This is a genomic window from Nonomuraea sp. NPDC003214 (genome assembly GCF_053590035.1).
Window position 1 is genome coordinate 488,712 of record NZ_JBSFSX010000008.1, and the last position, 25,747, is coordinate 514,458.

At 67.3% G+C, this 25,747-nt stretch carries 33 protein-coding genes, 1 tRNA gene and 1 pseudogene; 21 read left to right on the forward strand and 14 right to left on the reverse strand.

Annotated features, from left to right (window positions below):
- Positions 1 to 105: 105 nt before the first annotated feature.
- From ACWDXC_RS27410 to ACWDXC_RS27435, 6 genes are all read left to right on the forward strand, one after another.
- Positions 106 to 1,428 carry an ABC transporter substrate-binding protein gene (locus ACWDXC_RS27410; RefSeq protein WP_219504324.1) on the forward strand — a complete coding sequence of 441 codons (1,323 nt, stop codon included), beginning with the start codon at positions 106 to 108 and terminating at the stop codon, positions 1,426 to 1,428.
- A gap of 8 nt (positions 1,429 to 1,436) precedes the next feature.
- Entirely contained in the window at positions 1,437 to 2,312 is an 876-nt protein-coding gene (locus ACWDXC_RS27415; protein WP_357582883.1) for a carbohydrate ABC transporter permease, read from the forward strand.
- Complete coding sequence (locus ACWDXC_RS27420; RefSeq protein WP_308125720.1) at positions 2,309 to 3,142, forward strand: carbohydrate ABC transporter permease; 834 nt, start codon at positions 2,309 to 2,311, stop codon at positions 3,140 to 3,142. Before ACWDXC_RS27415 ends, ACWDXC_RS27420 begins: the two co-directional genes overlap by 4 nt.
- Before the next feature lies 1 nt (position 3,143).
- Positions 3,144 to 3,959, forward strand: coding sequence for a sugar phosphate isomerase/epimerase family protein (locus ACWDXC_RS27425; RefSeq protein WP_449986461.1), 816 nt, complete (start codon positions 3,144 to 3,146; stop codon positions 3,957 to 3,959).
- Positions 3,960 to 4,030: 71 nt separating this feature from the next.
- Complete coding sequence (locus ACWDXC_RS27430; RefSeq protein WP_219504320.1) at positions 4,031 to 4,642, forward strand: RNA polymerase sigma factor; 612 nt, start codon at positions 4,031 to 4,033, stop codon at positions 4,640 to 4,642.
- Between the two features lies 1 nt (position 4,643).
- The gene (locus ACWDXC_RS27435) at positions 4,644 to 5,522 is read left to right on the forward strand and encodes a CU044_5270 family protein (protein WP_449986607.1); all 879 of its coding nucleotides are present in this window, start codon (positions 4,644 to 4,646) and stop codon (positions 5,520 to 5,522) included.
- Between the two features lie 3 nt (positions 5,523 to 5,525).
- On the opposite strand, the gene ACWDXC_RS27440 is transcribed toward ACWDXC_RS27435, so the two are convergent.
- The 4 genes and pseudogenes from ACWDXC_RS27440 to ACWDXC_RS27455 all read right to left on the reverse strand — a co-directional run bounded on the left by ACWDXC_RS27440 (position 5,526) and on the right by ACWDXC_RS27455 (position 7,883).
- A complete protein-coding gene (locus tag ACWDXC_RS27440; protein ID WP_449986609.1) occupies positions 5,526 to 5,780 on the reverse strand; it encodes a response regulator transcription factor in 255 nt (84 codons plus the stop codon).
- Between the two features lie 15 nt (positions 5,781 to 5,795).
- Positions 5,796 to 5,993 (reverse strand): annotated as a pseudogene (locus ACWDXC_RS27445) (response regulator); the annotation flags it as partial.
- Between the two features lie 34 nt (positions 5,994 to 6,027).
- Entirely contained in the window at positions 6,028 to 7,230 is a 1,203-nt protein-coding gene (locus ACWDXC_RS27450) for a sensor histidine kinase (RefSeq protein WP_449986463.1), read from the reverse strand.
- Positions 7,227 to 7,883 carry a response regulator transcription factor gene (locus tag ACWDXC_RS27455; RefSeq protein ID WP_357582891.1) on the reverse strand — a complete coding sequence of 219 codons (657 nt, stop codon included), beginning with the start codon at positions 7,881 to 7,883 and terminating at the stop codon, positions 7,227 to 7,229. The genes ACWDXC_RS27450 and ACWDXC_RS27455 overlap by 4 nt, the downstream gene beginning before the upstream one ends.
- A gap of 155 nt (positions 7,884 to 8,038) precedes the next feature.
- Between ACWDXC_RS27455 and ACWDXC_RS27460 the strand changes: the two genes are divergently transcribed.
- Genes ACWDXC_RS27460 through ACWDXC_RS27475 form a run of 4 tightly spaced genes read left to right on the forward strand, consistent with a single transcriptional unit; the run spans position 8,039 to position 11,539 of the window.
- A complete protein-coding gene (locus ACWDXC_RS27460) occupies positions 8,039 to 8,530 on the forward strand; it encodes a hypothetical protein (protein WP_449986465.1) in 492 nt (163 codons plus the stop codon).
- Complete coding sequence (locus tag ACWDXC_RS27465; RefSeq protein ID WP_449986468.1) at positions 8,530 to 9,660, forward strand: peptidoglycan-binding protein; 1,131 nt, start codon at positions 8,530 to 8,532, stop codon at positions 9,658 to 9,660. Before ACWDXC_RS27460 ends, ACWDXC_RS27465 begins: the two co-directional genes overlap by 1 nt.
- Complete coding sequence (locus ACWDXC_RS27470; RefSeq protein ID WP_219504307.1) at positions 9,657 to 10,340, forward strand: ABC transporter ATP-binding protein; 684 nt, start codon at positions 9,657 to 9,659, stop codon at positions 10,338 to 10,340. The genes ACWDXC_RS27465 and ACWDXC_RS27470 overlap by 4 nt, the downstream gene beginning before the upstream one ends.
- Positions 10,337 to 11,539: an ABC transporter permease gene (locus tag ACWDXC_RS27475; RefSeq protein ID WP_449986470.1), complete on the forward strand. Its 1,203-nt coding sequence runs from the start codon at positions 10,337 to 10,339 to the stop codon at positions 11,537 to 11,539. Before ACWDXC_RS27470 ends, ACWDXC_RS27475 begins: the two co-directional genes overlap by 4 nt.
- Before the next feature lie 334 nt (positions 11,540 to 11,873).
- On the opposite strand, the gene ACWDXC_RS27480 is transcribed toward ACWDXC_RS27475, so the two are convergent.
- Together ACWDXC_RS27480 and ACWDXC_RS27485 are read right to left on the reverse strand one after the other, a co-directional pair.
- On the reverse strand, positions 11,874 to 12,284 hold the full coding sequence (locus ACWDXC_RS27480; RefSeq protein ID WP_449986472.1) for a hypothetical protein: 411 nt from the start codon (positions 12,282 to 12,284) through the stop codon (positions 11,874 to 11,876).
- A 75-nt stretch (positions 12,285 to 12,359) separates the two neighbouring features.
- Entirely contained in the window at positions 12,360 to 12,572 is a 213-nt protein-coding gene (locus ACWDXC_RS27485) for a DUF397 domain-containing protein (RefSeq protein ID WP_449986474.1), read from the reverse strand.
- A gap of 143 nt (positions 12,573 to 12,715) precedes the next feature.
- Here ACWDXC_RS27485 and ACWDXC_RS27490 point away from each other — a divergent pair, with 143 nt between their 5' ends.
- The gene (locus tag ACWDXC_RS27490) at positions 12,716 to 12,979 is read left to right on the forward strand and encodes a winged helix-turn-helix domain-containing protein (protein ID WP_357583687.1); all 264 of its coding nucleotides are present in this window, start codon (positions 12,716 to 12,718) and stop codon (positions 12,977 to 12,979) included.
- A gap of 21 nt (positions 12,980 to 13,000) precedes the next feature.
- On the opposite strand, the gene ACWDXC_RS27495 is transcribed toward ACWDXC_RS27490, so the two are convergent.
- From ACWDXC_RS27495 to ACWDXC_RS27510, 4 genes are all read right to left on the reverse strand, one after another.
- Positions 13,001 to 13,687 (reverse strand): hypothetical protein, encoded by a 687-nt coding sequence (locus tag ACWDXC_RS27495; RefSeq protein WP_449986476.1) that lies wholly within the window; start codon positions 13,685 to 13,687, stop codon positions 13,001 to 13,003.
- A gap of 50 nt (positions 13,688 to 13,737) precedes the next feature.
- Positions 13,738 to 14,871, reverse strand: coding sequence for a Dyp-type peroxidase (locus tag ACWDXC_RS27500; protein ID WP_449986477.1), 1,134 nt, complete (start codon positions 14,869 to 14,871; stop codon positions 13,738 to 13,740).
- The gene (locus ACWDXC_RS27505; RefSeq protein ID WP_449986479.1) at positions 14,871 to 15,401 is read right to left on the reverse strand and encodes a copper chaperone PCu(A)C; all 531 of its coding nucleotides are present in this window, start codon (positions 15,399 to 15,401) and stop codon (positions 14,871 to 14,873) included. The genes ACWDXC_RS27500 and ACWDXC_RS27505 overlap by 1 nt, the downstream gene beginning before the upstream one ends.
- Before the next feature lie 71 nt (positions 15,402 to 15,472).
- Complete coding sequence (locus ACWDXC_RS27510) at positions 15,473 to 16,027, reverse strand: MFS transporter (RefSeq protein WP_449986481.1); 555 nt, start codon at positions 16,025 to 16,027, stop codon at positions 15,473 to 15,475.
- 47 nt (positions 16,028 to 16,074) lie between these two features.
- On the opposite strand from ACWDXC_RS27510, the gene ACWDXC_RS27515 reads away from it, so the two are divergent.
- On the forward strand, positions 16,075 to 16,203 hold the full coding sequence (locus ACWDXC_RS27515) for a hypothetical protein (protein ID WP_449986483.1): 129 nt from the start codon (positions 16,075 to 16,077) through the stop codon (positions 16,201 to 16,203).
- 28 nt (positions 16,204 to 16,231) lie between these two features.
- Here the strand turns inward: ACWDXC_RS27515 and ACWDXC_RS27520 are convergent, their stop codons facing one another.
- Positions 16,232 to 16,522, reverse strand: coding sequence for a hypothetical protein (locus ACWDXC_RS27520; RefSeq protein WP_449986485.1), 291 nt, complete (start codon positions 16,520 to 16,522; stop codon positions 16,232 to 16,234).
- A 143-nt stretch (positions 16,523 to 16,665) separates the two neighbouring features.
- Here ACWDXC_RS27520 and ACWDXC_RS27525 point away from each other — a divergent pair, with 143 nt between their 5' ends.
- Both ACWDXC_RS27525 and ACWDXC_RS27530 read left to right on the forward strand, forming a co-directional pair.
- Entirely contained in the window at positions 16,666 to 16,893 is a 228-nt protein-coding gene (locus ACWDXC_RS27525) for a hypothetical protein (protein WP_449986486.1), read from the forward strand.
- Positions 16,894 to 16,980: 87 nt separating this feature from the next.
- Entirely contained in the window at positions 16,981 to 17,499 is a 519-nt protein-coding gene (locus ACWDXC_RS27530; protein ID WP_449986488.1) for a universal stress protein, read from the forward strand.
- 5 nt (positions 17,500 to 17,504) lie between these two features.
- Here ACWDXC_RS27530 and ACWDXC_RS27535 read toward each other — a convergent pair whose 3' ends face one another.
- Complete coding sequence (locus ACWDXC_RS27535) at positions 17,505 to 17,711, reverse strand: heavy-metal-associated domain-containing protein (protein WP_219504290.1); 207 nt, start codon at positions 17,709 to 17,711, stop codon at positions 17,505 to 17,507.
- 227 nt (positions 17,712 to 17,938) lie between these two features.
- On the opposite strand from ACWDXC_RS27535, the gene ACWDXC_RS27540 reads away from it, so the two are divergent.
- The 6 genes from ACWDXC_RS27540 to ACWDXC_RS27565 all read left to right on the forward strand — a co-directional run bounded on the left by ACWDXC_RS27540 (position 17,939) and on the right by ACWDXC_RS27565 (position 20,987).
- On the forward strand, positions 17,939 to 18,058 hold the full coding sequence (locus tag ACWDXC_RS27540) for a DLW-39 family protein (RefSeq protein ID WP_013130296.1): 120 nt from the start codon (positions 17,939 to 17,941) through the stop codon (positions 18,056 to 18,058).
- Positions 18,059 to 18,073: 15 nt separating this feature from the next.
- Entirely contained in the window at positions 18,074 to 18,793 is a 720-nt protein-coding gene (locus tag ACWDXC_RS27545) for an HAD family hydrolase (RefSeq protein ID WP_364183058.1), read from the forward strand.
- Between the two features lie 29 nt (positions 18,794 to 18,822).
- A tRNA-Ala gene (locus ACWDXC_RS27550) sits at positions 18,823 to 18,895 on the forward strand.
- A gap of 432 nt (positions 18,896 to 19,327) precedes the next feature.
- Positions 19,328 to 19,552 carry a GntR family transcriptional regulator gene (locus ACWDXC_RS27555; RefSeq protein ID WP_449986611.1) on the forward strand — a complete coding sequence of 75 codons (225 nt, stop codon included), beginning with the start codon at positions 19,328 to 19,330 and terminating at the stop codon, positions 19,550 to 19,552.
- A 59-nt stretch (positions 19,553 to 19,611) separates the two neighbouring features.
- Positions 19,612 to 19,878, forward strand: a complete 267-nt coding sequence (locus ACWDXC_RS27560; protein WP_449986490.1) for a hypothetical protein — start codon at positions 19,612 to 19,614, stop codon at positions 19,876 to 19,878.
- A gap of 272 nt (positions 19,879 to 20,150) precedes the next feature.
- Entirely contained in the window at positions 20,151 to 20,987 is an 837-nt protein-coding gene (locus ACWDXC_RS27565) for a hypothetical protein (protein WP_449986492.1), read from the forward strand.
- On the opposite strand, the gene ACWDXC_RS27570 is transcribed toward ACWDXC_RS27565, so the two are convergent.
- Together ACWDXC_RS27570 and ACWDXC_RS27575 are read right to left on the reverse strand one after the other, a co-directional pair.
- Entirely contained in the window at positions 20,945 to 22,189 is a 1,245-nt protein-coding gene (locus ACWDXC_RS27570) for a DNA cytosine methyltransferase (protein ID WP_449986493.1), read from the reverse strand. The two genes, ACWDXC_RS27565 and ACWDXC_RS27570, sit on opposite strands and share 43 nt — an antisense overlap.
- A 533-nt stretch (positions 22,190 to 22,722) precedes the next feature.
- The gene (locus ACWDXC_RS27575; protein ID WP_449986613.1) at positions 22,723 to 23,523 is read right to left on the reverse strand and encodes an FtsK/SpoIIIE domain-containing protein; all 801 of its coding nucleotides are present in this window, start codon (positions 23,521 to 23,523) and stop codon (positions 22,723 to 22,725) included.
- A gap of 129 nt (positions 23,524 to 23,652) precedes the next feature.
- Between ACWDXC_RS27575 and ACWDXC_RS27580 the strand changes: the two genes are divergently transcribed.
- A complete protein-coding gene (locus ACWDXC_RS27580; protein ID WP_449986495.1) occupies positions 23,653 to 25,401 on the forward strand; it encodes an ATP-dependent nuclease in 1,749 nt (582 codons plus the stop codon).
- Positions 25,402 to 25,747: the final 346 nt, after the last annotated feature.

The following is a 25,747-nucleotide window of genomic DNA, read 5'->3' on the forward strand; positions in this document are numbered from 1 at the left end:
ACCCGTCAACACGTCGGCAAACAGAAGATCTTGAAATCAGGTCTGGTACCGGTATCAGAATCGCTGTAATGTCGCTCGGCACCAGCTCCGAGAGAAAGGAAGCCCATGCGCTCTCGCGCTCTGACGACGCTCGCGGCACTCGTCGGGACCTCGGTGCTCACCCTCGCAGGCTGCGCAGGAGAGCCGGCCCAGGCTCCCCCGGCAGCCGACGTCGCCGCCACGCCCGAGTTCTCCGGCACCCTGAGCGTCCTCACCAAGTTCGCCGGGGAGCCGCTCAGCCCCTACTTCGAGAAGCTCGCCGCCGAGTATCAGCGCGCGCACCCCGAGGTGAAGGTCGAGCTCATCCAGGAGACCGACCAGAGCATCAAGGACAAGCTCAAGACCCTCACCGCCTCGAACGCGCTGCCGGACGTCTTCTTCACCTGGACCGGCAACTGGGCGGAGAACTACGTGCGCGGCGGCCGGGCCGCCGACCTCACCAAGGTGATCGGCCCCGACACCCCCTGGGGCAGGACGTTCAGCCAGGCGTCACTGTCGGCCTTCGCCTACGACGGCAAGTTCTACGGCATCCCGCTCTACAACAACGGCAAGTTCATGGGCTACAACAAGGACGCCTTCGCCAAGGCCGGCATCGAGGTGCCGAAGACGTTCGAGGAACTGATCGGGAGCTGCGCCACGCTGCGGAAGGCCGGCTACGAGCCGATCACGTTCGGCAACAAGGACGGCTGGCCCGCGCTGCACTACCTCCAGCAGCTCTTCGCCTACAACGTGCCGCCCGACACGCTGCGCGCCGACTTCGCCCCGGCGACGGCCAAGCTCGACCACCCCGGCTACGTGGCCTCGCTCAAGCAGTTCAAGACGCTGGTCGACCAGTGCACCGACACCCGCGAGGGCACCAACGGCGTGCTCTACAGCTCGGCGCAGGAGGCGTTCTCCAACGGCAAGGCGGCCATGTACTACCAGGAGATCCTGGAGTTCGACAACGCCACCTCCGGCAAGGTCGTCAAGCCGGACGACTTCGGCATCTTCCCGCTGCCGGTCCCCCAGGGCGCGGCCGGCGACCCGAAGGTGATCGAGGGCGCGCCCGAGGGCTACCTGATCAACGCCGCCTCGCCGCGCGCCGCGCTGGCCGTCGACTTCATGAAGTTCGTGACGAACCCGGACAACGCCAAGACCCTGTCCGCGCCCCCGTACGGACAGCCGAGCACGGTCGTCGGAGCCGTCACCCCCGAGACCTCCAGCAAGGCCGTGTACGAGGGCATCGACCTGGTCAACAAGGCGTCCGGCCTGGCCATCTGGCTCGACACCGTCACCGTGCCCGAGGTCGCCGACGCGTGGCTGTCCGGCGGCGAGGCGCTCATCAGCGGCGGCAAGACGCCCGAGCAGGTGCTCGACAGCGTGCGCCAGGCCTCGGCGTCCGCCAGGTAGGCGAGCCGGTGCGCGCCATCATCCGCCTGACCTGGGTCGTCCCCGCGCTCGTCCTCGTCGGCGTGTTCGTCTACCTGCCGCTGGTGCAGAACTTCGGCTTCAGCACGCTGGAATGGGACATCTACAGCGGCAGCCGCGAATACGTCGGCCTGGACAACTACCGCAAGCTCGTCGGCGACCCGGTCTTCTGGTCCTCCTTCGGCAACAACCTGCTCTACGCGGCGATCTCCGTCGCCGTCCAGGTGTTCGGCGCGCTCGTGCTGGCCGCGCTCATCGAGAGCGTCCGCTCCGAGCGGTGGCGGCGCGGCCTGCGGGTGGTCTACTTCATCCCGTCGGCGATCTCCCTGACGGTCGCGGGCCTGCTGTTCTACTTCCTGTACGAGCCCAACCTCGGCGTGCTCAACCACGCGCTGGAGGCCGCCGGGCTCGGCCACCTGGCCCAGGCGTGGCTCGGCCAGGAGGACACCGCCATGCTCGCCGTCATCGCGATGAGCCAGTGGCAGGGGTTCGGCTACTCGACGCTGCTGTTCGCGGTGGCGATCCAGCGCATCCCGTCGGAGATCTACGGGGCCGCCGCCATCGACGGGACCGGGCCGGTGCGCCGCTTCTTCAGCGTGACGCTGCCGCTGGTGCGGGAGATGACCGGGCTGATGACCATGGTCACGATCTCGGGCGCGTTCCAGGTGTTCAACGAGGTCATGGTGATGACCGGCGGCGGGCCGGACAACTCCACCCAGGTGCTGGGGACGTGGCTGTACCGCAGCGGGTTCGTGCGCAACGACTTCGGCTACGCGGCGGCGATCGCGACCGTGCTGTTCGTGATCACGCTCGCGGTGGCGCTGGCGCAGCTCTGGGTGACCAGCAGGAGAAGGGTGGAGTGGTGAGCCGGCTGAGCTTCGCGGGCGCGCTCGCGCGCGTCTTCATGTGGGCGTTCCTGCTCGCGCTCGTGGTGGTCGTGGTCTATCCCCTGCTGTGGATGGTGCTCAACGGGTTCAAGACCAACGCCGAGCTGTTCGGCGACCCGTTCGCGCTGCCGGTGGACTGGAGCTTCGCCAACTACGCCAAGGCGTGGAACCGGGGGGTGAGCGGCTACCTCACCACGAGCGTGCTGGTGACCGTGACCTCGACGGTCGCCACCGTGTTCGTCAGCGCGTGGGCCGCCTACGGGCTGACGCGGGTGGACATCCCGCTCAACAAGGTGTTCACCGGGCTGATCCTGGGCGGGCTGATGCTGGCCCCGACCGTGGCGCTGGTGCCGCTGGTCAAGATGTTCCAGTCGATGGGGCTCTACAACAGCTTCTGGGCGCTGCTGATCCTCTACACGGCGTTCCGGATCCCGTTCACGACGTTCCTCATCCGCGCGTACATGATCGACCTGCCGCGCGAGGTGGACGAGGCGGCGGAGATGGACGGGGCCGGGAGGTGGACCGCGTTCTGGCGGATCATCCTGCCGATGTGCAAGCCGATCATCACCTCGGTCGTGCTGCTGCAGATCCTGTTCACCTGGAACGAGTACCTGTTCGCGATGGTGTTCACCAGCGGCAGCGGCGTGCAGACGCTGCCCGTCGGGCTGACCAGCCTGATGAGCAAGCACGGGACGGAGTTCCCCGTCGTGTTCGCCGGGATGGTCATCGCGGCGGTGCCGGTGGTGCTCTTGTTCCTTTTCGGCCAGCGTTACATCGTCAAAGGACTGGCGGACGGGATTGGGAAATAGCGTGAACATCACCGGATCGAACTTCTCCTACCAGCACCTGCCGTTCGAGCGGTTCCTCGACGACGCGGCCGACCTCGGCCGGACCGAGCTGGAGCTGTGGGGGATCGCGCCGCACCTGCACGTGCCCCGGGCGAGCGACGCCGAGGCGCGGGCGATCCGGCGGCAGGCCGGATCGCGCGGGCTGCGGGTGCGCTGCCTGACTCCCGAGCAGGTGATGTACCCGGTCAACGTGGCCTCGCCGGTGACCTGGCTGCGGGCCGAGAGTGTCGCGATGTTCCGCCGCGCCGCCGAGCTGTGCGTGGAGCTCGGGGCCGAGCTGCTGCTGCTCACGCCGGGGCGCGGGTTCGAGGACGAGCCGGTCGAGGCCGCCTGGCGGCGCTCGGTCGACGCCGTCGGCGAGATCGCCGCCTACGCGGGCGCGCTGGGCGTCACGTGCGTGCTCGAACCGCTCCAGCGGGTGGAGTCCAACCTGGTCAACGACTCCCGCACGCTGGCCAGGATGCTGGACGAGATCGGCGCGCCGAACCTGGGGGCGGTGCTCGACACCGTCGGCATGGCGACGGCGGGGGAGAACGTGGACGACTACTTCGACGCGCTCGGCGACCGGGTCCGTCATGTGCACCTGATCGACGGAAGCCCCGCCGGGCACCTGGCCTGGGGTGACGGGGAGCTGCCGCTGGGCGACTACCTGGAGGCGCTGGGCCGCCGGGGGTACGGCGGGGCGATGACGTTCGAGCTGTTCGGCGACGGGTCCTACGCCTTCGATCCGCGTCCGGTGGTGGAGCGCTGCCTGGAGGCCGTCCGTACTTTTTCGTGAAAAAAGCGGGAACCGTGACCGCACGGGGTGGCAATCACTCATGTCAGTGCCCACCCCGAAAGGTCCTTGAGATGCGACAACAGCGCTCGCCGCTCGCCGAGCCCGGGACGGCCGGTGACGCCGAGGTGATCGCGCGCTCCCGGCACGATCCCGAGGCGTTCGCCGCCCTGTTCACCCGGCACGCGCCCGCGCTCAAGCGGTACGTGGTCCGCCGGCTGGGCGTCGAGGCGGCCGAGGACGTCGTGGCGGAGACGTTCACCGCCGCCTTCCGGCAGCGCGGCACGTACGACCTGACCCGTGCCGACGCGCGGCCCTGGCTGTACGGGATCGCCACCAACCTCATCGGCAGGCACCGCCGCAGCGAGATCTCCCTCTACCGGGCCCTGAGTCGTACGGGGGCGGACCCGGTCGTGGAGCCGTTCACCGATCGCGTCGAGGGCCGGGTGGCCGCCGCCGAGGTGCGCGGCCGGCTGGCCGCCGCGCTCGCGGGCCTGCCCGCCGGGCACCGGGACGCGCTGCTGCTGGTGGCGTGGGGCGAGTTCAGCTACGAGGACGCGGCCAGGTCGCTCGGCGTGGCCGTGGGGACGGTGCGCTCGCGGGTCTTCCGGGCCAGGAAGAAGCTGCGCCGGGCACTGGGCGAGGTCGATCCCACCGCTACGAGCGAGGAGTACGGACGTGGATGAGATGGAGCTGCTCACCCGGCTGCGGGACGAGGTTCCGCGCGACCTGGACGTACGCGCCGAGGAGGCCCGGCTGCGGTCGGCCATGACGGCCGCGGCCGGCGGCGGCGCGCGCCGGCTTCCCCGCTGGCGGCTGGGGGTGGCCCTGGTGGGGGCGTTCGGGCTGGCGGCGGCGGGGTTCGCGGTGCTGCGTGACGACGAGCCCGCGGCGAAGCCGCCGCCGCTCACCGCCGCCGCCGTGCTGGAGGACGCCGCACTCGTCGCCGAGAAGTCCGACATGCCGGACATCCGGCCTGACCAGTGGATCTACATGAAGGAGGGCCAGCCGATCCCCGAGCTGCCCGTGTACGAGTCCTGGACCCGGATGGACGGCAAGCTGGCGGCCATCCGCAAGCCCGGCGGCAAGATCAAGATCAGCAAGGCCGAGAAGGGCCCGGCGAACCCCGGCAAGACACAGGCCGAGCTGGAGGGCCTGCCCAATGACCCCGACCGGCTGCTGGCGCACATCCGCACGCTCTCCCCCCGGGCCGGCTCCATCTGCCAGCCGAACTGCCCGCCCGGCACCGAGGACGACGTGAACGCCTTCGGCACGATCCAGTGGTACCTGAAGTTCGGGCCGATCATCCCGCGGGAGAAGGCCGGGGCCATGTTCCGGGCCCTGGGCAGGATCCCGAACGTCCGGATCGAGGAGAACGTCGACGCCGGCTTCGGCCGCAAGGGCCTCGGCGTCGTGCTCGACCTGGGGGAGGCGGGGAAGGGCTACACGATCCTGGACCCCGTCGACTACGACTACCTGGGCTGGAAGGTCGTGCGCGACGGCACGGATTTCGCGATGCCGGTGCTGGCCACGGCCCTGGTGGACGAGGCCGGTCAGGTGCCCTGAGGCTCACAGCCAGCCGCGCTCGTCGGCGATCCGGACCGCCTCGGCCCGGGTGCGCGCCCCCGTCTTGCCGATCGCGGCCGACAGATGGTTGCGCACCGTGCCCTCCGACAGGCTGAACCGGCGGGCCAGGTCGGCGACGGTCCCGCCGTCGGCGGCGGCCAGCAGGATCTCCCGCTCCCGCCAGGTCAGCGGGCAGGGACCGCCGGCCAGCGACTCGGCGGCCAGCACCGGGTCCACCACGCGCAGCCCGGCGTGCACCTTCCTGATCGTCTCGACGAGCGCCTCGGGGGAGACGTCCTTGACCACGAACCCGGCCGCGCCCGACGCCATCGCCCTGCTCAGGTAGCCCGGCCTGCCGAACGTCGTCAGCATGATCACCCGGCAGCCGAGCTCCGTCAGCCCGGCGACCATGGTCAGGCCGTCCCTGCCGGGCATTTGGATGTCGAGCAGCACCACGTCGGGGCGCAGCCGGCCGGCCGCGGCTAGGGGCCGCGTCCGGCCCGCGTCACGCCACCCAGGTCGCCGCTCTGGGCAGCGTCGCCGTGATGATCAGCCCGCCGCCCTCGCGCGGGCGCGCCGTCACGTCGCCGCCGTGCGCGCGCGCCACCGACCGGACGATCGACAGGCCCAGCCCCGCGCTCCGCCCCGTCACCAGCCGGTCCCCGCCCAGCTTGCGGAACGGCTTGAACAGCTCCGGGATGTCGTACGGCGGCACGACCGGCCCGGTGTTGACCACGGTCACCGTGACCTGCCCGCCCGACGCGCTCCGGCTCGACACCCTGACCCAGCCGGTGCCGTCGTGTGTGTTGTGCCGGATGCCGTTCTCCACCAGGTTCGTCACCAGGCGTTCGAGGAGCAGCGCGTCACCGCTGGTGGGCGCGGGGAACGCCTCCTCGTGCACCGTCACCTTCTCCTGCGCGGCCTCCGGCGCCGTCTGCCCCACCACGTGCGACACCACGTCGGCCAGGTCGACCGGCGAGCGGTCGGCGATCTCGTGCTCGGCGCGGGCCAGCAGCAGCAGGCCCGAGATGAGCCGCTCGTGCCTGGCGTTGATCTCCAGCAGGCTCTCGCCGAGCTGCTTGACGTCCGCGGAGGCCGTACGCCGGTGCATGGCCAGCTCCACCAGCGCCCGGTTCAGCGTGAGCGGGGTGCGCAGCTCGTGCGAGGCGTTGGCGACGAACCGGCGCTGCCCGTCGAAGGAGTGGGCCAGCCGCTCCACCATCGTGTCGAAGGTGTCGGCCAGCTCCTTGACCTCGTCCCGGGGCCCGTCCAGGGCGATCCGCGCGGCCAGGCCCCGGTCGGCGATCGGGGCGGCGGCGATCTGCCGGGCGGTCGCGGTCACCCGGTGCAGCGGCGCCAGCACCCGGCCGGCCACCAGCCAGCCCAGCCCGAACGCCAGCACCCCCACCACGGCCAGCGCGATCAGCCCCTGCACGATCAGCGACGTGAGCGCCGCGCCGCGCAGCTCCTCCTCCTGCTGCCGGATGAGCGCGAGCGACGCCTCCGGGCCGAGCGGCACCCCGTCCACCATGATGCTGAGGAACTTCCTGTTCCCGCTGTCGTCCCGGTCGCCGTACTTGTTCTCGAAGATCCGGGTCACCTCCTGGTTGAACAGCAGGTACGTGACACCGAGCAGCACCAGCCCGGCCACCAGGAACACCGCGCCGTAGACGACGGTGAGCCGGACCCGCAGCGAGATCGGCCTCATGAGATGCGGTATCCGGCGCCCAGCACGGTCTCCACGATCGGCGGGTCGCCGAGCTTGCGGCGCAGCTTGAGGATCGTCAGCCGCACCACGCCCGTGAACGGGTCGGCGTGCTCGTCCCACGCCTTCTCCAGCAGCTGTTCGGTGGACACCACGGCCCCGTCGGCCCGCAGCAGCTCGGCCAGCACCGCGAACTCCTTGTTCGACAGCGGCACGTACCGGTCGTTGCGATAGACCTCGCGGCGGGCCGGATCGAGCGTGATCCCGGCCCGCCGAAGCACCGGCGGCGCGGCCGGGCGCGCCCGCCGCCCCAGCGCGTGCACCCGCGCGGCCAGCTCCACGAACGCGAACGGCTTGGCCAGGTAGTCGTCGGCGCCCAGCGACAGCCCCGTCACCCGGTCGCCGATCTCCCCGGCGGCGGTCAGCATCAGCACCCGCGCCGTCGACTCCGACGCCACCAGTTCCCGGCACACGTCGTCGCCGTGCACGAGCGGCAGGTCCCGGTCCAGGATGACCACGTCGTAGTCGTTGACCGCGATCCGCTCCAGAGCCGCCTCGCCGTCGTGCGCGGTGTCGACCGCGTGCGTCTCGTCCCGCAGCCACTCGGCGATCGCGTCGGCGAGAATCCGCTCGTCCTCCACCACCAGCACGCGCATGCCCATGCCCTTCCGTTGACCTGGGACGATCGTGACGGATGTGATGTTTACTCCCCGTTAGCGCCGACGGAAACAGCGGAGAAACAGCCCGGCCTGTTCTCTTGCGTCTCGACGGCCGGCACCCGACCGGCCGCGCGGAACGAGGAGAACACCGGATGCGAACCCTTGGCGTGATCGCCGTGCTCGCACTGTCACTCACGGCCTGCGGCGCCGACGCCGGCGCCGGCGACGGCGTCGCCTCCGTCAGCGGCGGGCAGTCCACCACCAGCGCCCAGCCCAGCCTCGACCCCGGCGCCCAGGGCGTGAAATGGGCGCAGTGCATGCGCGAGAACGGCATCGACATCGAGGACCCCCAACCCGGCCAGGGCGTCAAGATGACGATGGGCCCCGGCAGCAAGGAGGCCATGGACAAGGCCCAGAAGGCCTGCGAGGACCTGCGGCCCAAGGGCGGCATGGGCGGCAACGGCAACCCGCAGGGCGCCGAGAAGCTCCGCAAGCTCGCCCAGTGCATGCGCGACAACGGCGTCGAGGAGTTCCCCGACCCCGACGGCGGCATGCTCAGGATGACCAAGAACGTCGCCGACGACCCCGACTTCGAAGCCGCCCAGAAGACCTGCCAGATGGACGACACCATGGGAGGTTCTTGATGGGTCCGGCCGCCCTCGACGACCAGACGGGCTCGACGACGGACGCCGACCGGCCCCGCCGCCGCGGCCGGGGGAAAAAGATCACCGGACTGCTCGTCGCCGTCGCCCTCGCCGGCGCGGCGGCGGCCGTGACCGTCCGCATGCTCGACCGCACCGGCGAACCCGCGAGCGCCGCCGCCGCGCTCCCCCCGGCCACCACCCAGATCGCCAAGGAGACCCTGGAGGACACGCTGGAGGCCGACGGCGAACTCGGCTACGGCCCCGCCACCACCGCCGTCAACCGCAAGCCCGGCACCATCACCTGGCTGCCGGACAGCGGCGACACCATCACCCGCGGCCGATCGCTCTACCGCGTCGACAACGATCCGGTCGTCCTCATGTACGGGTCCACGCCCGCGTACCGGGACCTCCGCGACGGCGTCGAGGGCCGCGACGTCGAGAACCTGGAACGCAACCTCAGCAAGCTCGGCTACGACGGCTTCACCGTCGACGACGAGTACACCTACGCCACCGCCGCCGCCGTCATGGAATGGCAGGAGGACCGCGGCCTCGAACAGACCGGCGTGGTCGAGCTAGGCCGGGTCGTGTTCGCCGACGGCAAGATCCGCGTCGACACGCTGGACGCCCAGGTCGGCCAGCCCGCCTCCCCGGGCCAGAAGGTGCTGTCCTACACCGGCACCACCAAGGTCGTCACCGTCCGGCTCGACGCCGAGGACCAGCGGCTGGCCAAGGAGAAGGCCAAGGTGTCCGTCACGCTGCCCGACGGCCGCACCGCGCGCGGCAGGGTCGCCGAGGTCGCCACCGTCATCGTGCCGGGGGAGGGCAACCAGGACCCGGAAACCAAGATCGAAGCGCTCGTCACGCTCGACGCCAAGGACAGGAAGAAGGCCGCCGGCCTCGACAACGCCGCCGTGGACGTCACCTTCACCGCCGACAAGCGCGAGAACGTCCTCACCGTGCCCATCGCCTCACTCGTCGCCCTGCGCGAAGGCGGCTTCGGCGTCGAGATCGTCGAGGGCGCCACCACCCGGTACGTCGCCGTCGAGACCGGCCTGTTCTCCGGCGGGCGCGTCGAGATCGAAGGCGAGGGCCTGGCCGAAGGCATGACCGTGGGGACGGCCGCCTCATGATCTCCCTGACCGACGTGAGCAAGACCTACCCCGGCGGCGTCACCGCGCTGGCGTCCGTCTCCCTGGAGATCCGGCACGGCGAACTCGTCGCCATCGTCGGCCCGTCCGGGTCCGGCAAGTCCACGATGCTCAACACCATCGGCACCCTCGACCGGCCCACCAGCGGGACCGTGCGCATCGACGGCCACGACGTGTCCACGCTGTCGGACAACCAGCTCTCCGCGCTGCGCGGCACCCGTATCGGCTTCGTCTTCCAGCACTTCCACCTGGCCGCCAGGGTCGCCGCGCTGGACAACGTCGCCGACGGCCTCCTCTACAGCGGCCTGCCGCTCGCCGAACGCCGCCGCCGCGCCCGCGCCGCTCTCGACCGCGTCGGCCTCGGCCACCGCATCGACCACGAGCCCCACGAGCTGTCCGGCGGCGAACGCCAGCGCGTCGCCATCGCCCGCGCCGTCGCCGGCGACCCGCCGCTCCTGCTCGCCGACGAACCCACCGGCGCCCTCGACTCCGTCTCCGGCGCCGGCGTCATGGAACTGCTGCACGACCTGCACGCCGCCGGCACCACCATCGTGATCATCACCCACGACCGGGAGATCGCCGGCGGCCTGCCCCGGCAGGTACGTATGCGCGACGGCCGCATCGTCGCCGACTCCGCCGCGCTCACCGGAGCCACCAGATGACCGCCCCCCTCACCGTGGCCAGGATGCGCCCCCGCGACGTGATGCGCGTCGGCGCCGTCGGCCTGCGCACCCGCCCCCTGCGCGCCTTCCTGTCGGCACTCGGCATCGCCATCGGCATCGCCGCCATGATCGGCGTCGTGGGCATCTCCTCCTCGTCCGGCGCCGAACTCGACCGCCAGCTCTCCGCCCTCGGCACCAACCTGCTCACCGTCTCCTCCGGGCAGACCCTCATGGGCGAACAGGCCAAGATGCCCGTCGACGCCGAAGCCATGATCGAACGCATCGGCCCCGTCCAGGCCGTCTCCGCCCTGGGCGAGATCCCCGAAGCCAAGGTCTACCGGTCCGAACAGATCCCCGCCGCCCAGACCGGCGGCCTCACCGCCTACGCCGCCCGCCTCGACCTGCCCCAGGTCCTCGGCGCCACCCTGCGCAGCGGCACCTGGCTCAACGCCGCCACCCACACCTACCCCGCCGTCGTCCTCGGCGCCACCGCCGCCCAACGGCTCGGCATCACCGCCGCCGGCCCCGACGCCCAGGTCGTCATCGGCGGCGAACGCTTCACCGTCGTCGGCATCCTCCACCCCGTCGCCCTCGCCGCCGACCTCGACACCGGCGCCCTCGTCGGCTGGCCCGCCGCCGAACGCCTCCTCGACTACGACGGCCACCCCACCACCCTCTACACCCGCGTCGACGAAGACCGGATGGAGGCCGTACGGTCGGTCCTCGCCGGCACCGCCAACCCCGAGGCGTCCAACGAGATCGACATCTCCCGGCCCTCCGACGCGCTGGCGGCCAAACAGGCTACGGAGCAGGCGTTCACCGGGCTGCTCCTGGGTGTGGGCGCGGTGGCGCTCATCGTCGGCGGGGTGGGGGTGGCCAACACCATGGTCATCTCGGTGCTGGAACGGCGCTCGGAGATCGGGCTGCGCAGGTCGCTCGGGGCTACCCGGGGGCAGATCCGGACCCAGTTCCTCGCCGAATCGCTGCTGCTGTCGGCGATGGGCGGGGTGGGGGGCGTGTGCATCGGGGCTGTGGTGACCGTGGGATACGCCATGTATGAGGGATGGCCCAGCGTCATTCCGGCCGAGGCCACGGTGGGTGGGTTGGCGGCGACGCTGGTGATCGGGGCGGTGGCGGGGCTCTACCCGGCCATCAGGGCGTCACGCCTGTCGCCTACGGAGGCACTGGCGGCCCCTTGACGTCACCCGTTGTGGGCCGCCCTTGCGAGCGGGCTTCGCGGTCGGCGCTGTCGCGCCTGGGGGCTCAGGCGCTCGTTCCCAGTCGGGCCGGGGCCCGACCCCTGGTGGTCCTCGCTTCGCTCGGGCTGCCTCCCCCACCCCACCCGTTGACCGTCTGAGGGGTGGGCCGGTGCCGCCCGCCCTGGCGAGCGGGCTTCGCCGTCGGCGCTGTCGCGCCTGGGGGCTCAGGCGCTCGTTCCCAGTCGGGCCGGGGCCCGACCCCTGGCGGTCCTCGCTCCGCTCGGGCTGCCTGCCAGGACGGGCGCCTGGCGGCGCCCGAGCTCCAGGGGGCCGATCACCGGGCGTGGAGGCGGGATGGGCATGGATGGGTGACGTGGCGGTTAGGGCAGCAGATCAGGCCGATCGTGACGAACCGGCCGCCGTGCAGCCACTCACCCCATTGCACGTCAACGCCGCGAGGCAGCAGGTCGCGAGCAATCGCCAGTCGATCCTCCAGCGGGAGACCCTCGGGCCGCAGCAGAGTGTTACGCACCTGGCCATACTCCGAGCCAAGCCAGGACATCGCCGCGTCGACGTTGTCGAACGTCGCTCGGATCTGTGCGACGGGTTTGGCGAGCCAGTCACCGGTCCGCATCGGCGGCAGCATTGACGTGGAGAAGTCAGGCGAACTGGGCCGTCGCTCGGACTCGTTGCCGCGGTCGGCTCCGGCGCCGATCCACTGATAGGCGTGCCAATGCATGCTCAACAGCGCTCCCGGTAATGTGTCGGTGGCGGCCCCTGCTTGCTTCGATCAGGCAGGGACCGCCTATTCCGGAGATGCCTAGAGCATGGTCAGGCCGGCCGCGCGAAGCTCGTCACCGGTGAACCGGAGTGTTCCGGCATCCGGGTTCTTCGAGTCGCGCAGGGCGTAGGCGTCGTCAGCGCCGGGAATCGGAGCGATCAGGACGCAGGTGTCCATCTCCTCCTCTTGCTGGTTGCCGCCGCACATCTTGGTGAACGGCACCTCTCCGAGGGGCTTGCCGTACAGATCCATCACTTCATCTCCTCCGCCTTTCGTTCCTTGGGTGGCACGAACTTTAACCAGGCCTATACCTACCTGTCTAGTCCTATCCCCTACATGACCTGTACTGTTGTGTATATGTCTGTAAGTCAATGTCGGTCTAAGGTCTGCCTGTGATGTTGCCTGACGCGCCCTGGACGGAAGAGGACTGGAACCCTGAGCTTTACCGGTACGAGCAGATAGCCGAATGGGTCACAGCAGGCATCCGTAACGGCACCTACCCGCCGCGTACCGTCCTGTCGGAAGTGCAGCTCCAGAGCTATTTCGGCGTTGGCCGTGACACCATCCGCAAGGCGTTCGCCATCCTCCGCGAACGCGACCTGATCATCACCAAGCCTGGCCGAGGGTCCGTCGTCCGACGTGCCCACGCCGGATCGTGAACCGATTCCCGTAGCCGGAGTTCACCGGGACCTGAGCCGTTCGACCAGTTCGGTCACCGTGGCGGACTCCAGCCAGGCCGGTCCGCCGTGGTCGAGCCGGTCCATCCCGCCCACCAGGACCCCCAGCTCGGCATCCTCCAGGACCACCCCCTGCGGCGGCGTGGACATGATCCTCGCCCCCTCCGGCAGCGGATCGCCCGGCTTCACGATGTTCCCGAGCGAGGGACGCGGATCGCAGAACAGCACCACCTTGGTCCCTGGGGGAATCGCGCGCCGGTAGTCGGCGACGCCCTTCGCGGGCAGCCAGTCCGCTGCGGCCCTGGCGGCATCCCTGACCACCGCGCCCTGGTCGAACCCGGCGAACACGTACGAGCCGGCCGTGGCGCCCTTCACCGGATCGGTGACCCGCACCCGCATGAGCATCAGGTAGTCCAGCGGCCCGCCCGGGTAGGTCGCAGCCGCCGGCCCCTGCTGCCAGTCGTCGACGACCCCGCCGACCACCGTCCCCTCCTGGGCGGCCAGCGCTTCGGGCGTCTCCACGGCCGGGTAGTCGGCCCAGGACGTGATCAGGGAGACGTCCAGGGAGGAGTGCTCGATCCGGGCGCGGTAGCGCAGCACGTCCTCCGCCGTCACCTCGCGCTCGCCACCGCCGCACCCGGACACCGCGAGCGGGAGCGCCAGGAGCACCGTCATGATCACCCGGTTCACGGGCACCACTATGCCGTGGCCCGCACCAGGCGGCACGGGCCACGCTCGGGTCATGACAGCAGCCTGTCCCCGATCCAGCCGTCGGCCGTGCAGCCGGGCGGGACGGCGAACACGGCCGAGCCGATCGTCGTCACCCATTCGTTGAGCAGGTCCCCCTCCGCCAGCCGCTGCTGGACGGGGACGAACTGCCGCTCCACATCCGCCTGGTAGGAGGCGAACAGCAGCCCGGAATCCGAGGTCCCGTCCGCGCTGATCCCTTCGTCGTAGTTGTACGGCCTGCGCAGGATGCGGAGGCCGGGATCGGCGGTACGGGCCCGCCTGATGTGCGCGTACTCGGAGATGACCGGGAAGCCGAACCCGTTGAGCCGGTCGAAGTCGGGCTCGTCGTGCTCGGCCCGGCCGGTCAGCGGGGCGCCGGTGTCGAGACGGCGGCCGATGGTGAACTCCCTGGCCACCCGGTCGGCGGCGTCCCAGGTCTCCAGGTTCATGCGGATGCGCCGGAAGACGAGCGTGGTGCCGCCGCGCAGCCATTCCGGGCCGTCGGTGATCCATACGGCCTTGTCCAGGTCCGCCGGGTTCACGGTGCCGTCGAGCTGGCCCATCAGGTTGCGTTGCGTGATGCCCGGCGCTCCGGCGGAGCTGCGGAAACCGCGTTGCGTCCACCGGACCCGGGCGAAGGACCGCGCGTCCTTGACGATCATCCGCAGGGCGTGGGCGACCGTCAGGTTGTCGTCGGCGCAGATCTGCACCAGCAGGTCGCCGCCGTTCCACCGCTTGTCCAGCTTGTCCGTCTCGAACGCGGGCAGCGGCCGCAGGGGCGACTTCACCTTCGCCGCCTTGAACAGCCCCGGCCCGAACCCGAACGTCACGGTCAGCCGCGCCGGACCGGCGGCCAGCTCGGGCTCGGTGTCGGCCAATGCGGGCTGCCCCTGGGTGAGGCGGCGGGCGTCGTCGGTCAGCAGCGGCAGCAGCCGGGTCAGCGCCTCCCTGTCGGTGCCGGGCAGCAGGTCGAAGGCCACGAACACGGCGTGCGCCTGGGGAGCCGTCGCCACCCCGGCCTGGTGCGTCCCGTGGAACGCCTCCACCCCGGAGCCCGCCGACGCCCGGGCGCTGCCGCCCACAGCGGTGGCGGCGGCGGTGGCGGCCCCGGCCACGAACAGCCCGCGCCGGCTGATCCCGGACATCAGTGCTCCATGCCGGGCTGGTAGTCCTCCTTGCCACCGGCGAAGTCCTTGCCGATGGCGGTGAACTCCAGCGGCGCCCCGCCCTTCACGGTGAGGGTGAACGGGATCCGCGCGCCCGGCTTCACCTCTTCGGTGACGCCCATGAGCATGATGTGGTCGCCGCCGGGCCGCAGCTCGTGCTTGCCACCGGCCGGGACGACGAACCCGCCCTCCTTCGGGCGCATCACCATCTTCCCTCCCGAGTCGACCACCTCGTGGAGCTCGATCGTGGGCGAGAGCGGCGAGGCCCCGGCGGTGACGGTCAGGTCGGCGCCGGTGTTGTTGACGAGGGTCCCGAAGGCGGCGGTCATGCCCTTCTTGACCGTCTTCACCCAGGGATCGGTGATGGTCAGCCCCTGGGCCGCGGGGACGGCGGCGGCGGTGGGCCCTTGGGCCGCGGTGGTCGCGGTGGTCGTGGTGCTTTCGGTGGCGGCGCCGCACCCGCTCAACGCCACGACGGCAGCCAGCAGGAGCGCAGGACGAACGTACATCGGACATGCCTTTCTTCACCCCGTGACGCGCGCGTACGGCATGCACAGGGTGTGGATCGTCGGAAGGAGAATCAGTGGGTTCCGACGACCCGGGGCGGCCCGCGCAGGCTGACGACGTGCCGCAGCACGGCCGAACGCAGCACCGGCGGCTCGACCGTACGAGGGGCGGAGAAAGGAGTGTCGAGCACCGGCAGCAGCACGGCGAGCAGCCGCGTGACCAGCCGTCGCAGCAGCCCCCACAGGGCCGCCTCGCCGCGCGCCAGCCAGAGCGCGGTCAGCGCGGTCGCCCACCCGTGGGCGACCAGCATGCCGAGCCCGGGCACCAGCCCGGAGGAGGAGGCGTGCACGACGTGCGCCACCGCCTCGGCCGCCGACCCGGCGTGCGCCAGCGAGAACAGCACGTGCAGCACGGCCTGCGCCGTGCCCAGCAAGGGCATGATCACGTACGCGCCGCGCTCGCGCCCCGCGACGGGCAGCGCCAGGCAGAACGCCGCCGCGAACCCCGCCACCAGGGCGGACCCGGTCACGCGCCCGCCGCCGAACATGTGCGCCACCACGCCCAGCCCGAGGCACACCCCGGCGAACACCGCGGTGCGGATCAGGCGGAACGGCAGGCTTGAAGACACGATGTCGCCATCATGGCACGCCCGCCTGCCGCCCGTTCGCCGAGGGATTGCCCCGGCATGAGCCCGACGAGCGCCGCGCCGAGGCCGCCGACGCCCTTGCCGCCCACCTGGAGCGCATCGGCACGATGGCGGGCGTTCTGCACGGCACCGGCCACCGCCGGGGGAGCGCTGCTTAAATGACCCCCAATGCCGAAATTTCCTGACCTACCGTCCTTCGCCGCGGCCATCGCGCCCGTCATCGACGCGGTCCACGTCAACGTGCACGCCTCCGCCCGCCGTCCCCCCGACGGGCTCCTGAACGACCTCCGCTACGTCCTCCCGCTCCGCCCCGTCACCCGGGACGACCTCGCCACCGTCTACCGGTACGGCGACGCCGACGAACGCGAGCGGGACCTCCGGGCCCACCTCCACGAGGGCGCCCTGACCGAGCAGGACGGCGTACTGCGCCTCACCGACCAGGGCCTGGCGGCCGTCCACGACCTCTACGCCGCGCACGCGGCCGCCGTGACCCGCATCTGGCCGGACGTGACCGGCCCCGCCACCCTGGTGGGCCGGGTGCTCGACGAGGCGAGACGCGACCCGGGCGGCGCCCTCGCCGTCATGGCCCCGCCGTACGAACCGGACGGAACCCCTCCGGCGTGCTCCTGTTCAACCGCCTGGCCGCGCTCCGCTACCACCGCGCCGACTGTCACGCCGCGTCCTGGCAGGCCGAAGGGCTCACGGCGGCCGAGATCGTCGCCCTCCGCCCCGGCCCGCTGCGCGACCGCGTCGAGTCCGGTACGAACCGCCGCGCCGCCCGCCCGTACGCGACGCTCACGGAGCAGGAACGCGCCACTCTTTACGACGACTTGCTCAACCTGGTCTAGGAGTAAAGAGGTTCGCGATTCCCACCTCCCGGTAACGGGCTGGAGGGAGCAATATGGTCGGGTACCTCAACCACCCGAGGGAGGGGCGTGGTGGATCAGGACCTGCCTGGCGGCCCGAGGCTGATCGTGGGAGTGGACGAGTCCCCGGCCTCGCGCTGGGCACTGGCCTGGGCCATCGGCGTGGCCAGGCTCCACCGCATGGCGCTGGTCGCCGTGCACGTCAGCCGGGCTCCCGTGCATCCGTTCCCCGAGGCGCTGCCTGTGCAGCACGCCGTCAGACAGGGGGAGGAGGCCCGCTGCGCGGAGGTGGTGGCGGGCGTGTTCGACGACGTGGCGGGCGGCGTGCCCGACGACCTCACCGTCGCCATGCTGGCCAGGGTGGGCGACCCCGGCTATCACCTCGTCGACCTGGCGGGCGAGGGTGATCTGCTGGTGCTCGGCCGGGGCAGGCGCGGGCTGATCAGCAGGATGTTCCTGCCTTCGACCAGCATGTACTGCGCGCGGCACGCCCGTACGACCGTCGTGATCGTACGGCAGCCGACACCGCCGGACGACGCGCCGCTCTCCGGCGACCGCGCCCGGCGGTTCTTCGGCCGCCGGCACTGAGCCGCCTACCCGGCCAGCTCGTAACCGGCCTCTTCGACGGCCTTGCTGATGTCGGACCGGTCGACGGGGGCGTCGCTGACCACGGTCAGCAGGCCGCTCGCCAGGTCGACCTCCACGGACGTGACGCCGGCGACCTCCCCGACCTCCTCCTTGACCGAACTCACGCAGTGGCCGCAGGTCATGCCGTTCACGGTGAAGGTGGCGGTGCTCATGTCGTGCTCCTTCGTAAACTCGTGCTGTCTGCTCTGCAGACTCTAACACCCTACCCCCCTGGGGTATGCCCGACGGAGGGGACTTTCTTCCTCGCGCACTCACCCGCCGCATTTGGCATGATCCAACTGATGGGTACGTAGGACCGCTGCCATCACTTGCTAGGCTGCAAGTCAACCGTTGGGTCTCACCCCGGCAGGTGAGACCGTCGAAGAAGTGGGGTCACACCGTGAAGAAGCTGCTTGTTCTGGCGCTGGTCGCCCTTGGGGGGTTGCTGATCTGGCGCAAGGTGCAGGCTGACCGCGCCGAGCTCGATCTGTGGACCGAGGCGACCGGTAGCGAGAACTAACCGACCGGCGAGGCGATGAGTGACGTCATCCCCATCAAACTGGCGTGCCTGGACCTTTCAGGCACCACGGTCGGTGACATCGCCATGGTCGAGCGCGCGTTCGCCGAGGCGATCGCGACCCAGGGCATAGTCCCCGGGACCGGGGCCTACGCACGTGCCATGGTTCACGTGCACCGGTCCCGGGGCCGCCCGACCATCGATGTCTTCCGCGGGATCTTCCCCGACAACGAAGCACAGGCCCAGGCGGCGAACCTCACGTTCGAACGCTCCTACGAGGGCGCCATCGAACGCGCCGGCCTCATCCCGACGCCCGGCGTCATCGAGGTCTTCGACAAACTCCGGGGCTCCGGCGTCCACGTCGCCCTGATCACCGGCTTCAGCCGCACCACGCTGAGCCGGGTCCTCGCCATGCTCAACTGGCATGACAAGGTCGACCTCGCCATCACCCCCGAAGACGCGGGCGGCCGCGGCCGCCCCTGGCCCGACATGGTCCTGCACGCCGTGCTCCGCCTCGGCATCCCCGACGTCCGCCAGGTGGCGGTCGCGGGCGACTCCGAAAGCGACATGCTCTGCGGCCGCAGCGCCGGCGCCGCCATCGTGGCCGGCGTCCTCACCGGCGTCCACAGCCGCGAACGCCTGGTCAAGGGCGGCGCCACCCACCTCCTGGAGTCGATCAACAGCCTCCCCGACCTGATCCTCACGGACGACCTCGGCACGACGCAGGTACCCGCGTAGGTTCGGTAAGCTAGCTTTCGTTCGCTCAAGGGGCCTTAGCTCAGCTGGCAGAGCGCCTGCTTTGCAAGCAGGATGTCAGGAGTTCGAATCTCCTAGGCTCCACTGCAGGTAAAAGGCCACTCCCATGATCGGGAAGTGGCCTTTTTGATCTTGTACAGCTGCAAAATACAGCTACGGCCCCAGTGCTCTTCATACGGACGTCCGTGTGTGCTCGCTGGCGTGGTCGGTGCAAGTGCAGCATCCAGGCTCCACGCGAGGGGCAAGGTGCCGATCCTCGACCTACTTTCGCAGCTCAACGGTGAGGCGAGCCTTTTTCTTGCGAACGAAAACGCGAGGCCTGCTGAAGTGCGAGCCGTAGTTCCGGAACGGCGGCGTGTCCGGAGTCGAGTTCCGTTGTCTCGTGCTGATACGGCTGACCGGTGAGTTCGGCGACCTCCACCCCGAGCACCCTCGGCGAGCTGCCCGACGACACTCATGCGGTCCAAGTGACTGTTCTATGTCGTTAGGTGCGGGGATACCTAGAGTTGCCCCGTGATGGATTGGGATCCCCGGCTCTACAAGTGGGAGCAGATAGCCGACATCGTCGCCGAGCGCATTGCGGACGGCACCTACCCGTCCCTGACACTCATCTCCGAGGTGAAGCTGCAAGAAGAGTTCGACGTCGCACGAGTGACGGTGCGCAAGGCGATGGAGGCTCTCAGGGAACGAGGGCTGATCACCACCAAGCCGGGCAAGGGCTCCATCGTGGCCCCACAGTAGCCATACTCGATCCTTCATTCGCCAGGCCTCATACGGCGGTCGCGGGGATCATCGGCCCCATGACCATCAGTAACGTGTTTCTCATCGAGGATCACAGCGAAGATCGTGAAGGGCTCCGGTACTGGACGAGCGTCTACCGGAGCCATGACTACGCCCGATCAGCGGTCGAGCGGGTCGCGGGCAAGCTCGGGCAAGCACCTCTCCAGTGGACCGAGGGCGGCTTCGGGGTCCTACTGGCACATTCCCAGGCCGACGCAGACGCCCGAAACCTCTACACCGTCGTACCGCTCCGGGTGCGCGATGGGGACGAGACCGACACGGACTAGTCGCCAGCCAGACAAGACTGCATCGCAAAACCCCAGATCAGACGGGCTGCCTATGACTGGATGAGAACTTTCTCCACGGTTGCAAGGGCGGCGCTACGCGCCGCCCGCGGCCTGGCATCCGCTCGGCGGCCGGGCTGCGGCTCTTCGGCCGGTCCCGGCCGCCGGCGACTCCAGACCACGCGCAAGGCATACGCCACCGACGACTCTTACTGGCTGAACCGTATGAATGTGATGGTTTCGCTACTGGTTGCCGTCGCAGTCCGATAAGGGTCATGGCAAATCCCCAGATCAGCGCAGCCAGCCACCATGCTGCAGTCCGTCCTGCCCCTTACTCGGCGACCTTCTCGCCTTCCCGGACCTTACGGGAACCCTCTGAATATTCACATCACGCCACCAACGGTGGCATGATGCTGGCCATGACAGTCCAGGATGATAAGCGCGAGCAGCAGATGCGTGACCGTTTCAACCTCAAGCTTCAGGATGATCGGAAGCGCGATGGGATCGACGCAGTTCTTAAGATCGATGACCGCACCGTTAATTTTGAGCTGAAGTCTACTACGAATAGTTCTTTTTCTACAGTTCGGGACTTCGGTGCAAGCCATATTGAAAAATGGAAGGACTTGCACTGGATCTTTGCTTTCTACACTTCAGACGGAAAAGATATAGTTCGCTGCCATTATGCTTCACCGGTGGACATGGCGGAGTGGATCAACGAGAGGGCGAAATATGTCCTACCTGACGTAATCCTCGGCAGGGAGATATCCAGGAAAGTGACGCCGGATATCGTCAGGAAAATATTCGATGGGCGAGAGGATCCTTTCAGTGTCGATGACGCCAAGTGGGTCATGAAAAATCAATGGAAAGCCCACCAGTATGCCGCGGCTGCGGACGAAGCGGGTACATATTCCATGGAAAAAATGGTTGAGATTCTTCGAGAGCGATGCGCTTATGTCATGGCGCGTGGATCAACGTTGAACAATCCTCATATACCAGGCAGCTACATTGAAAGGCTTCCACTGCTCGATGAGGATGAGCCTGCCGGTAGCCTAAGGAGCTTGGTTCGGCTCTACTTCGCAAGCGCGTCTGCGACCGATGCGGCCACCGAATAAGCAAGTGGAGGTGGCACTGCATTCCCTATCTGTCCCAACGCCATATAGGTAGCGCCTACAAATTCCCAACTCTCCGGAAAACCTTGAATGAGCCCCACGTCGGGCACAGAAAGTCGGAAGTGGTTATTTTTGGCAACAAACAATCTGGCTGCCTCCCTTGTAGCGGCAACACCGTTCGGCCATATCTCCAAGGAGGAGAACTTCTTCTGAGCGGCTACGCTATTTAGTACTGAAGTCGTATGACGTGGTCCCGTTAGAGCGCTTCTAATTGTCGGCGATAGGTCATCTATGCCGATGTCGGGCAAGCCAAGTGCTTCACGCAGTCCCATGCAGCGCTTCAAACCGTCCGTGCCCTCCAAGGGGAGGTCACCCCAATAGTGGGTCGGCTTAGGTGCGATCCATCGGACGGCCGTTCTCTTGCTTCGGAAACCAACAAAGAACACTCTCCTCCGTACTTGAGGAACTCCGAAGTCGCTTGCCTGAAGAATGATCTGTGATATGTGGTATTCCTTAGAGAGTGGACCCAATATATTCTCCGCAACGTAGTCAGAGAATTTTGAGCTTGCGAGCGCGGGGACGTTTTCTCCTATAAATGCGACCGGCTTTATCTCTCGAATTGCCCGCACAAACTGTGGCCACATGTCACGTTCGTCGAGATGGCCTTTTTGTCTTCCCGCGTTAGAGAACGGCTGACATGGCGGACCGCCGTGAATAACATCAACCTTCCCCCGCCATTGACGGAATTTTACTCCGCGAACGTCGCCTTCTTCTCCACCGAATACCGTCCACTCGGGGTGGTTTTTCTGGATCGTCTGCGCGGCCTCTGTCAAAATCTCGTACGCAGCGACATGTTCATACCCCGCCCGGGCGAATCCAAGATCAAGTCCGCCACCTCCACTGAAGAGAGAAAGGGCCCTAAGACCCGTTGCAGACTTTGCCGGCATAAGGTCTAGCGGATTGAGGGCAGGAGTGTTGATCTCATGTATCGGCTCTGGCCCTTTTCCGCTTCGCGCCATCTGACCTGCCCTGCGCGACTCTTCGGAGAGTCGACGAAATCTCTCTCTTTCTTCCTCCGTCAGTGCGCGCGGCTGATGGAACGGTGAGTTTGTTTTTATTTTACTGGGGACGATTCGTGCGGACGGGGCGGTCTGATCTCCTGCATCCTCAAAGAGATCTGGACCTTCGTGCACGTACTTAGCCATGCGAGGAAGCATACGACAGAGACCCACCTCTTGTCAGCTGTGCAACTTCCTTGTTGCTACGCGAACGTCAAGCGCTTCCCCTGGTGGGAGGAACTGAAGTCAAATTTAACGGTGGCGTGATCGTGAGTGAGCACACCGGAACCGGCGGCAGATGCTGACAGGGTAGCGGCTGGCGAAGTGAGTGCTGGCCACAGCTCTCTCACTGCGGGTGGCTCCTCCATGCTGCCGCGGGGCTTCCGTTCCTCGGGCCTGGCGGCCCTGCGGTACGGGTCCCCTTGCCACCGGGTGGGCGGAGCTGGTCATCTGCCGGGGTGCTGACAGCAACACCGCCATACGCGATCGCATGGCGTCAACCCACACCTACAGCTTCACTGGGCGGGAGCCGGTGACGAAGTCCTTGCTCTTCTCCGTGGGTCATATGGGTAAAGGCGCGCTGTGGGCGCCAACAGGTGGTGTCCAGACGGTCGGCACTAGTTCGGCTTCGTGCAGCGCTCGTAGAGGGGCCAGCGGGCAGAATCAGGGCACAACGAGGGCTAACCGCGACTTTCGGGACCACGACCGGAGCCGGTTTCCCAACGACACGGAAGGGGCAGCCGGCCGGTGCAGCGCGCACGCGAAAGCGGGGGCATGCGGGGGAGTCGGTAACCACGATGTGCTACTCGAAGAAAAGGACGGTACCCCCGGTACGTTGGATGGTCTGCACACAGTGGACGCGAACCCATCCCGACGTGATCGAGCACCCGAGACGCCGCGAGCGGCCCGGCACTGCATGATCTTGACCGCGTCATCGAGCAGGTCCGCGCAGTCGCCTGGGTCGGCGGCGTACCGGGAGCCGAAGAGCGCGCGACCGAGGACAGCTCCATCAGCTTGGGGTCGAGCGCCCAGATCTCGACCAGCCCTGCCCGTACGGCCGGGAGCAGTCCACGGATCGCAGACCAGATGATCGACCCCTTGCCGGCCCCTGTCTCACCGGCGACCAGGACGTGAGTGCCATGCGCTTTGAGCAGCCACGGCTGCCCGTCCTCCTGCTTGCCGATCTCGATCGGTCCGACTGAGGCTGACTCGGGAATCGGAACGGCAGGCAGGGAAGTGGCGAGCGGATCGTTCCGTGGGAAGGTGAGCTGTAGCCAGCCGCCTGCTGTGACTGCGATGCGGCAGGAGCTCGCGCCGAACCCTCGGGCGAGGTTGTCCGTACGGTCCGCCCAATCCTTGACCGCCTGACCGGAGAGCATGCGGACTGTCACCAGGTCGGCCCACGAGGTACAGGTGACCTTGCCCAGCTTGGGCAGGTAGTCGCGTCCCCGGATGTGCCTGCCGAGGCCGGAGATGATCATCACTGGTTGCCAGTGTCGCCGGTACACCGAGACTGTGAACGTGTGCAACCACACCTTCCTTGGGGCTTGCGAGCTTTACCATCGAAGTGGCCCCACATGAGGCCACAGCTCGAGCGAAGGGCTAGTGAAATGCTGAAGCAGATCACACTCCATCACTTCAAAGCGTTTCAAAGAATCACGGTAAACTTTAAGGAATCCAACTATCTAGTTGGACCAAATGGCGCCGGAAAAAGCACGATCCTGTCGGCGCTCCGACTCGCCGAATCATGCTTGCGGTTGGCTAAACGGAGTTCCGCGCGTATTGCTGGAAAGCACAACGGCCTATGGGTTAACGCGGCTTATCAGGTTCCATCCAAAGACTTCGAATCGCTCATCGAAAGCGTTAGGCATGAATTCCACAACAAGGAATCATATTTTGAACTTACCTGGACGGCCGGTCACAAGATGTGTGCGGTATGGCCGGAAGTCGAGGACATTAATGAGCCTACATCCCCCTTCTTCTATTTGCAGCAGTCCAATGCCCTGATGCTGCGCACACCTACTGAGGTTAGACGTCTGTATCCAGCTATCGGAGTTGTGCCCACTTTGTCTCCTCTTGAGCATGAAGAGCAGATTCTAAATGATGACTATGTGAGATCGAACTACTCCTCTCGACTTAGTAGCCGCCATTTCCGAAATCAGCTCAGGATTCTGAATGATGAGGGGCGATGGGACGAGTTCATGCAATTTGCTGCTCCATGGCTCGGGGGAATCGACTTACGTCGCCCTGTATGCCACCGTTTCGGTGGTGACGAATCCAGTATCGACATTTTCTATGTCGAGCCCGGAAGCCGGAATGAGCGAGAGATAGTTTGGGCAGGTGACGGGGTGCAAATATGGGTTCAGCTCGTGCTGCACCTCTTTAGGGCGCGCGGTCTTCCGACTCTAATTCTCGACGAGCCAGAAGTGTTTCTCCACGCTGACCTTCAGCGTAGGCTCGTTAGACTGCTGAACGCATTAGACACGCAGGTCGTGCTCGCCACGCATTCGAGCGAAGTACTTGCAGAAGCGTCCAGGGCTTCTATCATTTGGGTCGACAAGTCGCGACGGCGGGCGATCAGATCGCCGAGAGACGAAGAACTGCCAGGGCTCGACGCGGCCCTGGGTAGCGCCTTCAATCTTGGTTTGGCTAGGGCACTGAGAGCGCGAGGGGTGCTTTTCGTCGAAGGAAAGGATTTGAAGATCCTCAAAATCCTCGCTGGTCGAGTGGGAGCGACCCGCATGATCGAAGAGGTATCCTTAGCGATAATTCCAATAAATGGCTATTCCAACTGGAGTCACGTGGAGCCATTTGCGTGGTTTGCGAAGGCATTCTTTCAAGATTCGGTGCAAGCCATGATTATCTTGGATAGAGACTATCGAACTGATGGTCAAGTTGCGGACGTTGAGGCACGGCTGCGAAATGCAGGAATCAAGCCTCATGTTTGGCAGAGGAAGGAGCTGGAAAGCTACCTGCTTATTCCTAGCGCTATTTCCCGTCTCACGCAGTGCCCAGAGCATCACATCAAGGTAGCGATAGATGAAGCGATGGACTCGTTGAAATACGATGTTCACGCCAGCTTCCTTTATGATGCACAAAAAGCGGAGCGGTCTGGCGATCGTCATGTTGTCAGTATCGCTCGTAAATATATGCCGATCTTTGACAGAAACTGGCTTGATAGGGCCTTTCGTCTCGCATCGTGCCCTCCCAAAGAGGTGTTGGGGAAATTGAATGCCTATCTGCAGGGTAATCATTTTAAAGCGGTGTCATTCGAGGCTATCGCCAAGGCGGTACAGGTGGACGAAATTCCCTCTGAAATGAGAAGGGTTCTATTTGAGATAGACGCTCTCGCGGATTAGGGTGCGAGGGTCCTTTAATGGGTGTGGCGACCCATATTAAGTGCTCTCGCCAGGCACAGTACGATGCCTGCGGCTGTCTAGCCAGCGGCGTCCCGCACCTCGATGGGGCTACATCCTATTCACGTGCGCATGGCCAAATCTCAACTGATCGAGCAAATTGTACGGTGGACAGCATGGCAATGCTGCCGCAGGGCTTCCGTTTCCTGGACTTGACAGGAAGTCCGGTGCGGGTCCGCATGCCGTCGAACCGCGAAGCTGATCATCGGGTCTGCTACCAGAGATGCCAGGGACAGCTTCGGATAACCGTAGATAGCAGCGGAATGCTTGCCGCTCCCTCTACCTCCTG